The sequence below is a fragment of the Halogeometricum sp. S3BR5-2 genome (assembly GCF_031624635.1).
Classification (GTDB): Archaea; Halobacteriota; Halobacteria; order Halobacteriales; family Haloferacaceae; genus Halogeometricum; species Halogeometricum luteum.
Genome location: NZ_JAMQOQ010000001.1, coordinates 866,192 through 880,024, shown reverse-complemented (window position 1 = coordinate 880,024; position 13,833 = coordinate 866,192). Strand labels below are relative to the sequence as shown.

The window sequence follows — 13,833 nt, the reverse complement described above, 5'->3', positions numbered from 1 at the left end:
TCTCACGGTCGCCCCAGCGGCACCCGTTCGCCCTTCCGGTCGCCGCGCACCCACGCGTAGTCGCAGGCGTCCAGCGAGAAGGTGCACTGCCCGTCCTCGGCGTGGTACTCGCCGGGGCCGACGATGCGGGTGCTGGCCTCTGCGGGCGGTTCGAACTCGACGGTGACTTCCCGGTGCTCGTCGGCGGTGTTGTGCGCGGTGAGGAGGACGGTGCTGCCCTTCGCGAGGCGGTGGACCCACACCTCCTTCGGCGGGACGTCGAGCACCGTGAGGTCGCCGGTCCCGATCTCCGAACAGAGGCGCCGGGCGTCGACGATGCGCTCGATGCGTCGGAGCAGGGAGTCGGGGTCGACGACTTGGTCCGCGACGTTGACCTCCTCGTAGCCGAACTTCCCCTCGTCGGTCGCGGGGTTGACGAGTTCCGAGGGGTCGGCCGTCGAGAAGCCGCCGTTGGCGTTGTCGGACCACTGCATCGGCGTCCTGACGGCCTCGCGCTCGGGCAACGAGAGGTTCGCGCCCATCCCTATCTCGTCGCCCGCGAGGAGGACGGGCGTGCCGGGCATCGAGAACATGAGGCTGTTGGCGAGGGCGATGCGGTCGTGGTCGCCGTCGTAGAGGTCCGCGAGTCGGAGGCGGTGGCCGCGACCGAATATCCACGAACTGCCCTCCTCGTCGCCGAAGAACTGCCGACCGTGGTCCATCGCCTCCCACGGCAGTTTCAGGAGGTTCCACTCGTCGTGGTTGCGCAGGAAGTTCGCCCAGTGGCCCACGTGGGAGATGTCGGGGAGGACCTCGAGGGCGCGGTGGAGCGGCCACGTGTCCTTCACGCCGACGCCGTAGACGAGGTGGGCGTTGAGGACGAAGTTGAACATCATATCGAAGGAGTCGCCGCCGCCGAAGTAGTACGCCAGTTCGTCCGGTTGGTCGTCGGCCTCCGCGAGGAGGACGGCCTCCTCGTTCTTCTCGTGCACCCGCGAGCGCATCCGCTTGAACAGGTCCATCGGGTCGTCCAGTTCCGTGCCGTCGTGCCCCTTCGGCATCGTCATCGGGTGCGCGGCGTCGATGCGGAAGCCGTCGACGCCGAGGTCGAGCCAGAACTCCAACACCTCGCAGATCTCCTCTTGGACGGCGGGGTTCGCCACGTTGAGGTCGGGTTGGAAGTGATAGAACTGGTGAAAGTAGTGTTTCTCGGCCACGCCGTCGTACGTCCAGACGCCGTCCTCGTAGTCGGGGAAGATGTTCCCGCGCTTCTGAGCGTTGTCGACGTCGCTGGTCCATAGGTAGTAGTCGTGGTACTTCGAGTAGGGGTCCCGCCGGGCGCGCTTGAACCACGGGTGCTGGTCGGAGGTGTGATTGAACACCATGTCGATGAGAACCCGAATGCCGCGTTCGTGCGCGCGTTCGAGGAGGTCCGCGAAGTCGCCGAGCGACCCGAGTTTCGAGTCGACGGCGTAGTAGTCGGAGACGTCGTAGCCGTTGTCCTGAATGGGACTCGGGTAGAACGGCCGAAGCCACAGGCAGTCCACGCCCAACTGCTCGATGTAGCCGAGGCGGTCGATGAGGCCCCGCAGGTCCCCCCAGCCGTCGCCGTCGGAGTCGTTGAACGTCTTCACGTCGATGGAGTAGATTATCGCGTCGCGATACCAGTCGGGATTCGCCATACCGTCCCGTTCCGACGGCGGGTACGTCACTTTTACCGTGGGTTCGGTCGTCGCCCGAGCAACGCGGTCGGGGTCGCGGTGCCGCGCCGGGAGTCCGAAAGACCGCCCGTCCGGGACGCGACGACCGGAGGGAACCGCTTAAGTCGGTCACAATCCTCGATGGCGTATGAACGTCAGGGTATCGCACGCGCCCGAGGTGACGGTATGAGCGTCGGTCGCCGCGTCACCTCAGACCACCAACTCGCCCGTCTCCTCCAGATCGGCATCGTCCTCGAGGAAGTGGTCGAGGCGCGGGCGCACCACCACTACCAGTCGCTCGCGGACGACGAACGCGAACTCGACGAGGAGATAGAGGAACTGCTCGAACACGCCGCGGAGGAGTCCGCGGAGCACCGCGACCGCTTGGAGGATATCATCGCGGACCTCGACGCCGAGAGCATCCCGTTCGAGGACATCGAGACGCTCGTGGAGGCGCAGTACGGCAACACCAAACCGGAGGACTTCGACGGCGTCCTCTACGACCAACTGTGCAACGAGGAGACGGCCTACAAGTTCTACGACGACCTCATCGACGCCATCGAGGCCAGCGAGGCGCAGTTCAGCGTCGACAGAGAGCACCTCGTCCGCCTGCTCACCGAGATTCGAGAGGAGGAGGCCGAGGGCGTCGAATCAGTGACCCGAATCATGGAGACGCGCGAATGAGCCGAACGCAGCGACGCGGAGGACATCGATGAACACCGCAGACCAGTACGTAAAGGCAATTTACCTCCTACAGGAGATGGAAGACGGCCCGGCAGCGACCGGCGCACTCGCGGACATGCTCGACGTGAGTCCCGCGAGCGCGAACGAGATGATCGGCAAACTCGAGGACCGCGGCCTCGCCGAGCACGAGAAGTACAAGGGCGTCCGCCTCACGGAGGAAGGTATCGTGCGCGCGCGCGACGCGCTCAAGACCTACTGCATCATCGAGCGGTTCCTCGCGAACGTCCTCGACGTCGAGGAGTTCCGGGGGGAGGCGCGCGAACTCGAACCCGTCATCGACGACATCGTCGCCGAGCGACTCGACACCATCATCGACCGCAACGACGAGTGTCCCGACTGCTTCGACCCCGAGACCGACGCCTGCTGTTACCTCGAAGTGGCCGAGGCCGAAGAGCGCCCGGCCGACTAAAGCCTATCGGGTAAATCGGCCGAATACGCCCGGCTTAACGCGGGAACGATGACGAAGCGTTAAGACGGTTCCCCCGAGAAACGCGGGCATGGTAGGAACGAAGGCTATCGGACGTCTCCTCCGACTCGCGGGCGTGGGACCCGGCGGTCGGACGGAGTCGATGGGGAATCCGGAGTTCCCGTACGTCTGTCGCGGATGCGGGACCGCCTACGACGTCCAGTACCACGTCTGTCCGGAGTGCGGCGGCTTCTCCGTCGAACGCCTCCCGGACACCGACGCTCGAATCGGCGTCGGCGCGGACTGACCCGGACGACGACGGCGGGCCGAACCCGATGGCTTTTCAAAGCTCGCACGAGGAGTAGCGACTGTCGTCTCGGGATATCGGGCGACGAGCGAAGCGAGGAGTCCCGTGGTGGTGAGCAGTTCCGACGGAACTGCGAGGTACACGGGGCGAACGGAGTGAAGTCCCGTGGTGTAGTGGCCAATCATAATGGCCTTTGGAGCCATTGACGGCGGTTCGAATCCGCCCGGGACTACTTTCTACGAGAAACGGGACGAACGTCCGTAGTTACCACGCCGATTCGCTCCTGGAGAGCGAGCGGATTCGGGTTTTCGCGTTCCGAACCCGTGTCTCGAAGCGGGGCCGTCCCGCCGAGCGATGGTGAGGTGAATCGAAAAAAGCCGCTCAGCTCAGTCGCTTCCCGACACGTCCCGCTCCGTCTTCTCCTCGAGGATGTCCGTTCGGAAGTAGGCGAGTTCGACGAGGGTGACGACGACGCTGATACCCACGACGGTGTAGAACACCGTACGCTGAGTGTTGAACAGGTTGATCATCATCAGCGGCAGGAAGACGACAGTCCCGACGAGTCCGATTGCGGGCGGAATCGCGGAGACGTCCTCGTGGTCGCGTTGGGTGAGCGCGAGGTAGCTCATCCCGCCGAAGACGACGATGAACGTCAGCGACGCGAACGAGGTGATGCCTTCGAGGCTCCCGACGACGGTGAACGCGGCGGTCAGCACGCCGAGCAGGATGATGATGCGCTTCGGCAGGGCTCCCTCCTCGAACTCGTCGGGCGTGTTGCTGTCGAGACGGGTGGGCAGCAGGTCGTTCTCGATGAGTCGGTCGGAGAACTGCGCGCTGGTGAAAAGCGTCGCGTTGATGGCGCTGGCCGTGGAGAACAGCGCCGACAGCGCGATGATGAGGTGACCCCAACTCCCGCCGAACTGGGAGGCGGCCGTCGCCAGCGCGACTTCGGGGCGCTGAGAGACCAAGGAGACGCCGACGATACTCGTGGTGACGATGGCGACGCCGATGTAGATGAGCACCGCCGTCGGAATCGAGATGTAGATGGCGGTGGGGTTGGTGTCGCTGTGGTCTTTGATGGTCGACTGCGAGTACATCAAGAGCTGCCAGCCCTGGAACGCGACGAACGACATCGCGGCGGCCATGATGGGCTCGAAGGTGAGCCCTCCGATGGACCCGAGGCCGGTCTGTATGCCGCCGTTCCCGGAGCCGAACCAGAGGCCGAAGCCGACGAAGCCGACGAGGACGGCTATCTTGACGACGACCAGAACGATTTCGACCCAACCGGACTCCTCGACGCCGACGAGGTTGAGCGCGACGAAGATGCCGATGATGGCCAAGGAGAGGAGGGGTCGAAGCGGTAGCCCGAGCAGTTGGTCGACGCTGATGATGTCGACGAAGTAGCTCCCGAAGGCGTAGGCGTACATCGCCATCGACCCGACGTACCCGAACAGGAGCGTCCATCCCGCCATCCCGGCGAGCGTGGAACTGTCGGCGAACCACTCGAGGTACGTCGGCGACGCCCCCTCGGGCTTGCTCAGTTGGTTCAGTTTGATGTACGAGTACCCCGCGCACAGTGCGACGAGACCGGCCAACACGAACGAGAGCCACGCGAGTTGCCCGGAGATGTTCACGACGACCCCGAGGACGGCGTAGATGCCGCCGCCGATCATCCCGCCGAGGGCCATCGATACGGCCCCCGTGAGACCGAGGTCCCCCCCTTGGTTCTCGGCGGGGTCGCCCGTCTGATTCTCTGTAGACATGTACCCTCGATTGCAGTTGCAGGGTTTTCAGTCTTTTAGCCGAAGTTGGAATTAAGGCGTATCTCCTTGAATCGAAAGTGAGATAAAGCGACTCCTGCCGATACCGGATAGCGGCCGCAGTCGCTCGGTTCGAGCGAACAGTTTGTTACGCCCGAACGACGAACGGCTATGCATGAAGCACACGACGGAGACAGCCGTCGACGAACCCGTCGCCGGCGCGATGCCGCAGACGGACCGGGAGCGGTGGGTCATCCTCAACCCGGTCAGCGGGACGGCCGACCACGCAGAACGGGTTCGGGAACTCGCCGCCGAACGCGGCTACCGGGTCGAGGAGACCGACCGCGAGGGGCACGCCGCCGAACTCGCGCGGCGGGCGGCGACGGGGGAGGTCACGCTGGTCGCCGTCGCCGGCGGCGACGGCACCCTCCACGAAGTCGTCAACGGCCTCGACGAGGAGGGCGCTCTCGACGGGGTGACCGTCGTTCCCCTCCCGGTCGGAACCGAGAACATCGTGGCGAGCAACCTCGGCATCCGGAGCGTCGAGCAGGGGTTCGACGTGGTCGAGACGGGGGCGCGACGGCGCATCGACCTCGGCGTCGCCGACGACGAACTGTTCGCGATGTCGTGTATCGCCGGCCTCCTCGCGGACGCGAGCATCGCCACCTCCGACGAACTGAAAGAGCGGTTCGGCTCGATGGCGTTCGTCGTCGCCGGCCTGCAGGAGATGGCGTCGTTCGACGGTCTGCACGTCGACCTGACGGCCGTCTCGCAGGGCGAGGAGACGCGGTGGTCCGGCGAGGCGGTCTGCGTCCTCGTCGGGAACATCCGCCGGTTCGCCAAGGAGGGCGGGCAGGCGAACGTCGAGGACGGCCACCTCGAAGTCGTCATCATCGAGCAGATGCCGACGACGGAGATGGTCGCCGAGGCGCTCACACAGCGTGTCTTGGGCGAGGAGACGGAGAACGTCTTCCACGTGCGGGCGAGCCAACTCGAAATCGACGCCGCCGACGGGGAGACCATCGACTTCAGCCTCGACGGCGAACCCCACTCCGACAGCGAACTGGTGCTCCACACCCGCCCGCGGTCGCTCCGCGTCTGCGTCGGCCCGGATTACGACGCCTCGCCGTTCTACTCCTGACGCCTCGTCCGCGGCCCCGGCCACCGACCGCTCAGCGCAGGACGAACTCGATTCGCTCCTCGGCCGACCCCTGCGTCCGGCGGCCCGTCACCTCCATCGTTCCGACCGCCCCGGTGTCGGCGACGTGCGTCCCGGCGCAGGCGGTCCGGTCGAACGGGTGGTCGTCGTCCGCACCTCCTATCTCCACGATGCGAACCTCCGTGATGGAGTCGGGGAGCAGGTGGATGCGCGTCCGCGCGGGGTCCAGCGACGCCTCGGCCGCCTCGCGGTCGAGCGAGTACCACCGCACCGCTCGGGCCTCCGCGACGAGTTCGTTCACGCGCGCCTCGATGCGGTCGAGGTCCGAGCGCTCGAACCGCTCGTAGGCGCAGTCGAGGTGCGCGTGGTCGTCGTACAGTTGGTTGCCCGTCGTCTCCGCGTCGTAGCGTTCGAGAAGGACCGCCGAGAGGAGGTGCTGTGCCGTGTGGTAGCGCATGTGAGCGTACCGGCGCTCCCAGTCTATCTCGCCGGTGACGGCGGTACCCGGGTCTGGCGGGTCTCCGTCCAGCGTGTGGAGGATGTCGCCCTTCTTCGTCACGTCAGCGACGCGCCACTCGCGGCCCGTTCCGTCTCGGAGACGGCCGGTGTCGTGCGGTTGTCCTCCGCCGGTGGGGTAAAAGCAGGTCCGGTCGAGGACGACCCTATCGCCGGCGACGGATTCGACTGTCGCCTCGAACGTCCGGCGCGCGGTGTCCTCCAAGTAGAGCGGTTCGCTCGACATCTGATACCGCGACGTACGGCCGCGGACGGTAAGGAACGCTTCGGTCGCGCGTCGGCCGCGCCGGCGACTCCCTCCCCGGGGGACGCTGATTCTCGCCCGTCGTAACGCCTAAGAGCCGAACAACCATTGATTCGGGTAATGAATACGAACGCGAACGTTCGAACGCCCCGCTCGTCGCTCCAACGGGGGTGGCGTCGTGGGCGTTGAGATAAAGGAATCGCCCGTCTCCGACGCCGAGTTCGAGACGATGAAGCGGTTCGTCAGCGACTACCTCTCAGCCAGCGTCGAGAACGAGGAGGACGGCGGCCGGATGCGGTGGTATCCGTGGCACAGCGCCGAGTACCGCTTCAACCACATCCTCAACGTCGTCGAGTTGGCCTCGAAGATAGCCGAACGCGAGGGCGCCGACGAGGACGTCGTCCGCGTCGCCGCCCTGTTCCACGACATCGCGAAACTGGAGGCCGAACAGGAGGCGCACGCCGAGGAGGGCGCCCGCGTCGCCCGCGAGTACCTCGGGACGCACGGGGAGTTCCCTCAGTCGTTCATCGAGCAGGTGTGTCAGGTCGTCGAGGACCACTCCTATCAGGGGTCGCTCGCGGACGTGACGCTGGAGACGCGGTGTCTCATCGAGGCGGACATCCTCGACAAGGTCGGTGCTAACGGCACCGTGCTGATGCTCCTGCGGATGGGTTACGAGGCCCGGACGCACATGGACGCCTCCGAGATGGTCGAACGCGTCCTCGAACGCGGGCGCGCGGCGACCGAACGGGTCGAGAGCGACGCCGCCGAGAGCATCGCCTACCAGCGTCTCAAGCGCGTGAAGTGGTTCCGCGAGTGGCTCGAAGACGAGGTGCCCGGCATGGACCACGACGAGTTCGGCGAGGCCTGAGGCGGCCGGCCTCTCGCCCGCCTTCTCCGCCGGCGCGCCGCGGCGGGAGCGACGCGTCCCTACAGCGTATCCAGAATCTCCAGCACCGACTCCTCGGCGTCGCGGCCGGGGTCCCACTCCTCCCCGTCGCGGTCCGAATCGCGGTGTTCGTCCACCGTGACGGCCATCGCCTCGTCCAGCGGCGTCGATTCCCAGCCGAGGTCCGAGAGCTTGTTCGTGTCCATGACGTGCGGGTACTCCCGGTAGAGGACGAAATCGTCGGGTGAGAGGCCGGCGGCGGCGAGTTCCCGTTCGCCGGCGTGGACGACGTCGACGGACTCGCCGGCGGCGTCGGCTATCAGTTCCACCGTCTCCTCCAGAGTGGCGAGTCGGCGGTCGCCGACGTTGTACGCCTCCCCCGGCGTGCCGCGTTCGGCGACGACGCGGAGCGCACTCGCCACGTCTTCGACGTACGCGCGGTGCCAGAGGTTCGTCCCGTCGCCGGGGACGACGATTCGGTCGTACTCCTCGACCCGACTGATCCAGTAGTCCAACCGCTCGGTGTAGTCGTGCGGGCCGTAGACGATGCAGGGACGGACGGACATCGCGTTCACGCCGTCCATCGCGGCCTCGAAGACGACTCTGTCGCCCTCGGCCTTGCGCGGCCCGTACGTCTCGTCGGAGTCGTCCTCGGCCTGTTCGGGCGTACACTCGCACAGCGGCGTCTCGCCCTCGCGCTTGGGTATCTCCTCGCGCCCGTACGCCGACCCGCTCGAAACGAAGACGTAGGCGTCGACGTCGGAGAATATCTCCACGGCGGCCTCCACGTCCGCCGGGTAGTACGCCACGCAGTCGATGACGACGTCGGGTTCGACGGAGAGTTTCGCGGCCTTCAGGTCCGTGTCGTCCGTCCGGTCGCCCTCCACGCGCGTCACCCGGTCGTCGTCCTCGAATGGGTTCTCGTGGTTCCCGCGGTTGAAGATGGCCACCTCGTAGCCGTGGTCCAAGAGGTCCTCGACGGCGTGGCGGCCGATGAAGCGCGTCCCGCCGACGACGAGTGCGGTGTCGATGTCGGTGTCGGTCATGCTCCCGACTCGGCGGGCCGCCGTCAAAAGTGTGTGAGAAGCCGGTGTCGGCTACCGGGAGTCGGCGTTCTCGAACCCGTCCGTCGGGTCGGTCTCGACGCGTTCGAGGACGACTCCGTCGGAGAAGCCGCCGCGTTCGGCCGCCTTCTCCGCCCCGAGTCGGCGGACCTCCTCGGGCGTCGTTCCGACGGCGTCGCACATCGCGTCGAACACGGCCAGCACGTCCGCGAGTTCGGCCAGTTCCCCGTCTTCCGCGAACTCCGTCGCTTCCTCGACCAGTTTCTCGCGGAGACGGCGGCGGTACTCCTCGCCGGTCGCGGCGTGCGTCACGGGTCGCTCGCCGTCCGCGCGAATCACGTCCGGGATGCGGTCGCGGACGAGTTTGTCGTACTCGCGGGTCACGGACGCGGAGACGAACGACGCGCGGAAAAAGGGGGCCGGTCGGCTCAGTCGTCGCTGGTCTGCGCCACGGTGCCGGAGTCGCCGGACGCCGAGGCGGCCGAGGCCGACTCGGGCAGTTCCCGGCGCACGTCGGCGTCCTCGCGTTCGTCGATGATGCCCGCGTAGGCGTCGGGCATCACCTTCACGAAGTCCTCGACGACGCTTCCCCACTCCTCGAGCATGCCGGCCGCGCGCTCGGAGTCGGTGTACTCGGCGTGGTTCTCGACGAGGCGGCGCAGCATCGCCTCGTCGGAGTCGTCGAGGTCCTCGGAGAGCGAGACCATGCCGGTGTTCGCCTTCGCCTCGAACTCCTCGTCGGGGTCGTACACGTACGCGACGCCGCCGGACATCCCCGCGGCGAAGTTCCGGCCCGTGTCGCCGAGGACGGCGACGACGCCGCCGGTCATGTACTCACAGCCGTGGTCGCCGACGCCCTCGACGACGGCCTTCACGCCCGAGTTGCGGACGCAGAACCGCTCGCCCGCGACGCCGTTGATGTAGGCCTCGCCCTGCGTCGCCCCGTAGAAGGCGACGTTGCCGATGAGGACGTTCTCGTCGGCCTCGTAGGCGGCCGTCTCGGGCGTCGAGACGACGATCTTCCCGCCGGAGAGCCCCTTGCCGACGTAGTCGTTCGAGGCGCCCGAGAGGCGCATCGTCACGCCGCTGGCGAGGAACGCGCCGAACGACTGGCCGGCGACGCCGGAGAACTCACATCGGATGGTGTCGTCCGCGAGTCCCTCGCCGCCGTAGCGGTCGGATATCTCGTTCGACAGCATCGCGCCGACGGCGCGGTCCACGTTCGACAGTTCGCGGTGAATCTGGACCGGTTTGCCGTCTTCGAGCGCGGGTTCGGCCTGTTTGATGAGTTCGTGGTCTATCTGGTCGGCTACGTCCGAGTGCGCCTGCGACTCCGTCTTGTAGCGCGCGCCCGAGGCGGGTTCGGCGAGGACGGAGGAGAGGTCGAGATGCTTGGCCTTCTCGTGGTCGGTCTCTCGCTGGCGGAGCAGCGAGGGGCGACCGATCATCTCGTCGACCGAGGTGAAGCCGAGTTCGGCCATTATCTCGCGGAACTCCTGGGCCATGAACGTCATGTAGTTGATGACGTGGTCGGGCTGACCGGGGAAGCGCTTGCGCAGGTCCTCCCGCTGGGTGGCGACGCCGACCGGACAGGTGTTCTCGTGGCACTGTCGGGCCATCACGCATCCCGAGGTGACGAGCGACGCCGTGCCGAACACGTACTCCTCGGCGCCGAGGAGGGCGGCGACGGCGATGTCTCGCCCCGTCTTCATCCCGCCGTCGGCGGTGACGCGGATGCGCGAGCGCAGGTTCGTCGCCCGCAGCATCTGGTTGGCCTCCGCGAGGCCGAGTTCCCACGGCAGGCCGGCGTTTTTAATCGAGGTCTTCGGCGAGGCGCCGGTGCCGCCGTCGTGCCCCGAGATGTGGACCACGTCGGCGTTCGCCTTCGCCACGCCCGCGGCGATGGTGCCGATGCCGGCCTCCGAGACGAGTTTGACGTTGATGTCGGCGTCCGGGTTGGCCGCCTTCAGGTCGTGGATGAGCTGTTTCAGGTCCTCGATGGAGTAGATGTCGTGCAGCGGCGGCGGCGAGATGAGGCCGACGCCCGGCGTGGCGAAGCGGACGTGCGCTATCATCTCGTTGACCTTCTTGCCGGGCAGGTGACCGCCCTCGCCGGGCTTCGAGCCCTGCGCCATCTTGATCTGAATCTCGTCGGCCGAGGAGAGGTACTGGCTCGTGACGCCGAAGCGGCCCGACGCCACCTGCTTCACGTTGCACTCCTTCTCCGTGCCGAACCGCTCGGGCGGTTCGCCGCCCTCGCCGGAGTTGGACTTGCCGCCGATGCGGTTCATGGCGATGGAGTTGTTCTCGTGGGCCTCCGGCGAGAGGCTGCCGAGCGACATCGCCGCCGTCGAGAAGCGCTCGACGATGTCCTCGACGGGTTCGACCTCCTCGATGGGTACCGACTCGCGGTCGGGGTCCGGGTCGAACTCCAGGAGGCCGCGGAGCGTCTGAAGCTCCTTCGACTGGTCGTTGATGAGGTCGGCGAACTCCTGGTACTTCTCGTAGTTGCCCGACCGGACCGCCTGCTGGAGCGTCCCGACCGTCTTCGGGTTCCACTGGTGGTGGATGCCGTTCGAGCGGTGCTCGAACTCGCCCTGGTGCTGGAGGTCCGGGTCCGCGCCGTAGGCGACGGCGTGACGGGTCATGAGGTCCTGTTCGACGACGTCGATGCCGATTCCCTCCGTCCGAATCTCCGTCCCCTCGAAGTACTCCGCGACGAAGTCGGAGTCGAGGCCGACCGCCTCGAAAATCTGTGCGCCCTGGTAGGAGGCGACGGTGGAGATGCCCATCTTCGCCATCGTCTTCAGCACGCCGTCTTCGAGCGCCTTCGTGTAGGCGGCGATGGACGCCTCTTCGTCGGCGCCGTCGGGGCCGGCGACGATGTCGCCGATGGTCTGGTAGGCGAGGTAGGGGTTCACCGCGCCCGCGCCGTAGCCGATGAGCGTGGCCATGTGGTGGACCTCGCTTGGTTCGCCCGACTCGACGACGAGGCCCGCGTGGTTCCGCATGCCGTTTCGGACGAGGCTGTGGTGGACCGCGCCCGTCGCCAGCAGACTCGGGACGGCGGCGCGGTCCGGACCGAGGTTCCGGTCCGAGAGCACGACGACGTCGGCGCCGTCGGCGATGGCCTCCTTCGCGTCGTCGCGGACGCGTTCGACCGCCTCGCGTAGCGACGTTTCGGTCTCGAAGGTGATGTCGACGACAGTCGATGACATCTCTCCGTCGAGGTCCTTGATGGCCGCCGTCTCCGCGTCCGAGATGATGGGCGAGTCGAGCACGAGTTGGCGGGCGTGCTCGGGCGTCTCGTCGAGCAGGTTGCGCTGGCCGCCGAGGCGCGACTCCAGGGAGGTGACGAGTTCCTCGCGGATGTAGTCCAGCGGCGGGTTCGTCACCTGCGCGAACAGCTGTTTGAAGTAGGTGAACAGCGGTCGGTCGAAGTCCGAGAGGACCGACAGGGGGGTGTCGTCGCCCATCGACCCGACGGGGTCCTTCCCGTCGCGCGCCATCGGTTCGATGAGGTGGTTGAGCTGGTCGGTCGTGTAGCCGAAGGCGGCCTGTCGGGCGCGCAGGTCCTCGACGCGGCCCTGCGGCGCGTAGTCGTCCGCGTCGGCCAGTTCGCCCATCCGGCGCTGCTCGGACTCGACCCACTCGCCGTACTTCTCGTCGGTCAGCGAGTCGAACACCTCCTCGTCGGGGATGACGCGCCCCTCCTCGGGGTCGGCGACGAACAGCTGTCCGGGCTGAAGCCGGCCGCGCTCGCGGATGTCCGAGGGGTCGGTGTCGAGCGCTCCGGCTTCGGAGGCCATGATGAGTCGGTTGTCGGTGGTGACGTCGTAGCGGCACGGCCGGAGGCCGTTGCGGTCGAGGACCGCGGCCACCCGGTCGCCGTCGGTGGCCGCCACGAGGGCGGGACCGTCCCACGGTTCGACCAGGGAGGCGTGGTAGTCGTACCACTCCCGGCGTTCGGGGGCCATCGCGTCGTCGCCGTGGTACGCCTCGGGGATGAGCATCCGCAGGACGTGCGGGAGTTCGCGGCCGCCGCGGAGGAGCAGTTCGACGACGTTGTCGACGGAGGCGGTGTCGGACTGGTCCGCTCTCGTCACCGGCGTGACCTCCTCCAAGTCGTCGCCGAAGGCGGGGTGCTCGATGTCCGTCTCCCGCGCGCGCATCCAGTTGACGTTGCCGCGGATGGTGTTTATCTCGCCGTTGTGGACGACGTTGCGGTACGGGTGTGCGAGGTGCCACGCGCCCAAGGTGTTCGTCGAGAACCGCTCGTGGACGAGCGTCAGCGTCGTCTTCATGCGCTCGTCGGTCAGGTCCGGGTAGTAGCCGGCGAGTTGGTCGCCCTTGAGCAGGCCCTTGTAGACGAGCGTCTTCCGAGACAGCGAGCAGACGTAGAAGCGGCCCGCACCCGCCGAGTCGAGGTCGTCGACGGCGTTCTCGACGGCTCGGCGCCCGACGTACAGGGCGCGGTCGAACGCGTCGGCGTCCATCTCGCTCGTTGGGGCGACGAACGCCTGCCAGACGTCGGGTTCGGAGTCGACGGCCGTTTTCCCGAGGTCGGAGTTGTCCGTCGGGACGTCGCGCCAGTGAAGCACGTCCAGTCCGTGTGCGCCCAGTTCCCGTTCGAACACTTCGGTCAGCGTCTCCCGTTCGGCGTCCTCCGTCGGCATGAAGACGGAGCCGACGGCGTACTCCTCGGGCAACTCGGCGTCGACGACGGCGTCGAAGAACTCGTCGGGGCGCTGTATCATGATGCCCGCGCCGTCGCCCGTGTCCTCCTCGGCACCGGTGGTGCCCCGGTGTTCGAGATTGATCAGGAGTTCGAGTCCGTCGGCGACGGTCTCGTGGCTGGCTCCGCCGTCGAGGTCGATTACGGCTCCGACCCCACAGTTCGAACGCTCGTCGGTCGGGTCCGCCAACCCGGCCGATTTCGCAGGGGTGTCTCTATGTGGCTTGGTCATGCGTCCCACTTTCCATCCTCCGTTTAAACGAGTTTTCCTGAAAGCATAAGGGTATGTTTATCACATATTAGGACATATTATTGTAATGGTCTTTGTAT

General features: G+C 66.8%; 11 protein-coding genes and 1 tRNA gene. 6 read left to right on the top strand and 6 right to left on the bottom strand.

Translation table 11 applies throughout. The features are described 5' to 3' along the window. Positions 1-2 precede the first annotated feature (2 nt). On the bottom strand, positions 3-1,661 hold the full coding sequence (locus NDI79_RS04555; protein WP_310927253.1) for an alpha-amylase family protein: 1,659 nt from the start codon (positions 1,659-1,661) through the stop codon (positions 3-5). Between the two features lie 204 nt (positions 1,662-1,865). Between NDI79_RS04555 and NDI79_RS04550 the strand changes: the two genes are divergently transcribed. The 4 genes from NDI79_RS04550 (at position 1,866) to NDI79_RS04535 (ending at position 3,368) form a co-directional block, all read left to right on the top strand. Then, positions 1,866-2,363 (top strand): ferritin family protein, encoded by a 498-nt coding sequence (locus tag NDI79_RS04550; protein WP_310927252.1) that lies wholly within the window; start codon positions 1,866-1,868, stop codon positions 2,361-2,363. Between the two features lie 28 nt (positions 2,364-2,391). After that, positions 2,392-2,832 carry a metal-dependent transcriptional regulator gene (locus NDI79_RS04545; RefSeq protein ID WP_310927251.1) on the top strand — a complete coding sequence of 147 codons (441 nt, stop codon included), beginning with the start codon at positions 2,392-2,394 and terminating at the stop codon, positions 2,830-2,832. Between the two features lie 88 nt (positions 2,833-2,920). Then, on the top strand, positions 2,921-3,136 hold the full coding sequence (locus tag NDI79_RS04540) for a hypothetical protein (protein WP_310927250.1): 216 nt from the start codon (positions 2,921-2,923) through the stop codon (positions 3,134-3,136). Between the two features lie 159 nt (positions 3,137-3,295). Beyond that, positions 3,296-3,368, top strand: a tRNA-Gln gene (locus NDI79_RS04535). Positions 3,369-3,522: 154 nt separating this feature from the next. On the opposite strand, the gene NDI79_RS04530 is transcribed toward NDI79_RS04535, so the two are convergent. Further along, the gene (locus tag NDI79_RS04530) at positions 3,523-4,899 is read right to left on the bottom strand and encodes an APC family permease (protein ID WP_310927249.1); all 1,377 of its coding nucleotides are present in this window, start codon (positions 4,897-4,899) and stop codon (positions 3,523-3,525) included. A 172-nt stretch (positions 4,900-5,071) separates the two neighbouring features. Between NDI79_RS04530 and NDI79_RS04525 the strand changes: the two genes are divergently transcribed. After that, positions 5,072-6,037: a diacylglycerol/lipid kinase family protein gene (locus tag NDI79_RS04525; RefSeq protein WP_310927248.1), complete on the top strand. Its 966-nt coding sequence runs from the start codon at positions 5,072-5,074 to the stop codon at positions 6,035-6,037. 31 nt (positions 6,038-6,068) lie between these two features. On the opposite strand, the gene NDI79_RS04520 is transcribed toward NDI79_RS04525, so the two are convergent. Then, positions 6,069-6,797 carry an alanine--tRNA ligase-related protein gene (locus tag NDI79_RS04520; RefSeq protein ID WP_310927247.1) on the bottom strand — a complete coding sequence of 243 codons (729 nt, stop codon included), beginning with the start codon at positions 6,795-6,797 and terminating at the stop codon, positions 6,069-6,071. Positions 6,798-6,993: 196 nt separating this feature from the next. On the opposite strand from NDI79_RS04520, the gene NDI79_RS04515 reads away from it, so the two are divergent. Continuing rightward, positions 6,994-7,686 (top strand): HD domain-containing protein, encoded by a 693-nt coding sequence (locus NDI79_RS04515; protein ID WP_310927246.1) that lies wholly within the window; start codon positions 6,994-6,996, stop codon positions 7,684-7,686. A gap of 59 nt (positions 7,687-7,745) precedes the next feature. On the opposite strand, the gene NDI79_RS04510 is transcribed toward NDI79_RS04515, so the two are convergent. Genes NDI79_RS04510 through gltB form a run of 3 tightly spaced genes read right to left on the bottom strand, consistent with a single transcriptional unit; the run spans position 7,746 to position 13,735 of the window. After that, on the bottom strand, positions 7,746-8,750 hold the full coding sequence (locus tag NDI79_RS04510) for an NAD-dependent epimerase/dehydratase family protein (protein WP_310927245.1): 1,005 nt from the start codon (positions 8,748-8,750) through the stop codon (positions 7,746-7,748). Between the two features lie 51 nt (positions 8,751-8,801). Next, a complete protein-coding gene (locus tag NDI79_RS04505) occupies positions 8,802-9,152 on the bottom strand; it encodes a nucleoside triphosphate pyrophosphohydrolase (RefSeq protein WP_310927244.1) in 351 nt (116 codons plus the stop codon). A gap of 44 nt (positions 9,153-9,196) precedes the next feature. Next, positions 9,197-13,735, bottom strand: a complete 4,539-nt coding sequence (gene gltB, locus NDI79_RS04500) for a glutamate synthase large subunit (protein WP_310927243.1) — start codon at positions 13,733-13,735, stop codon at positions 9,197-9,199. Positions 13,736-13,833 lie beyond the last annotated feature (98 nt).

Excerpts from the sequence above, each read along its gene's own strand:
- NDI79_RS04530 (WP_310927249.1), bottom strand. The coding sequence starts at position 4,899 with ATGTCTACAGAGAATCAGACGGGCGACCCCGCCGAGAACCAAGGGGGG.
- NDI79_RS04545 (WP_310927251.1), top strand. The coding sequence starts at position 2,392 with ATGAACACCGCAGACCAGTACGTAAAGGCAATTTACCTCCTACAGGAG.
- gltB (WP_310927243.1), bottom strand. The coding sequence starts at position 13,735 with ATGACCAAGCCACATAGAGACACCCCTGCGAAATCGGCCGGGTTGGCG.
- NDI79_RS04525 (WP_310927248.1), top strand. The coding sequence starts at position 5,072 with ATGAAGCACACGACGGAGACAGCCGTCGACGAACCCGTCGCCGGCGCG.
- NDI79_RS04510 (WP_310927245.1), bottom strand. The coding sequence starts at position 8,750 with ATGACCGACACCGACATCGACACCGCACTCGTCGTCGGCGGGACGCGC.
- NDI79_RS04540 (WP_310927250.1), top strand. The coding sequence starts at position 2,921 with ATGGTAGGAACGAAGGCTATCGGACGTCTCCTCCGACTCGCGGGCGTG.
- NDI79_RS04550 (WP_310927252.1), top strand. The coding sequence starts at position 1,866 with ATGAGCGTCGGTCGCCGCGTCACCTCAGACCACCAACTCGCCCGTCTC.
- NDI79_RS04555 (WP_310927253.1), bottom strand. The coding sequence starts at position 1,661 with ATGGCGAATCCCGACTGGTATCGCGACGCGATAATCTACTCCATCGAC.
- NDI79_RS04520 (WP_310927247.1), bottom strand. The coding sequence starts at position 6,797 with ATGTCGAGCGAACCGCTCTACTTGGAGGACACCGCGCGCCGGACGTTC.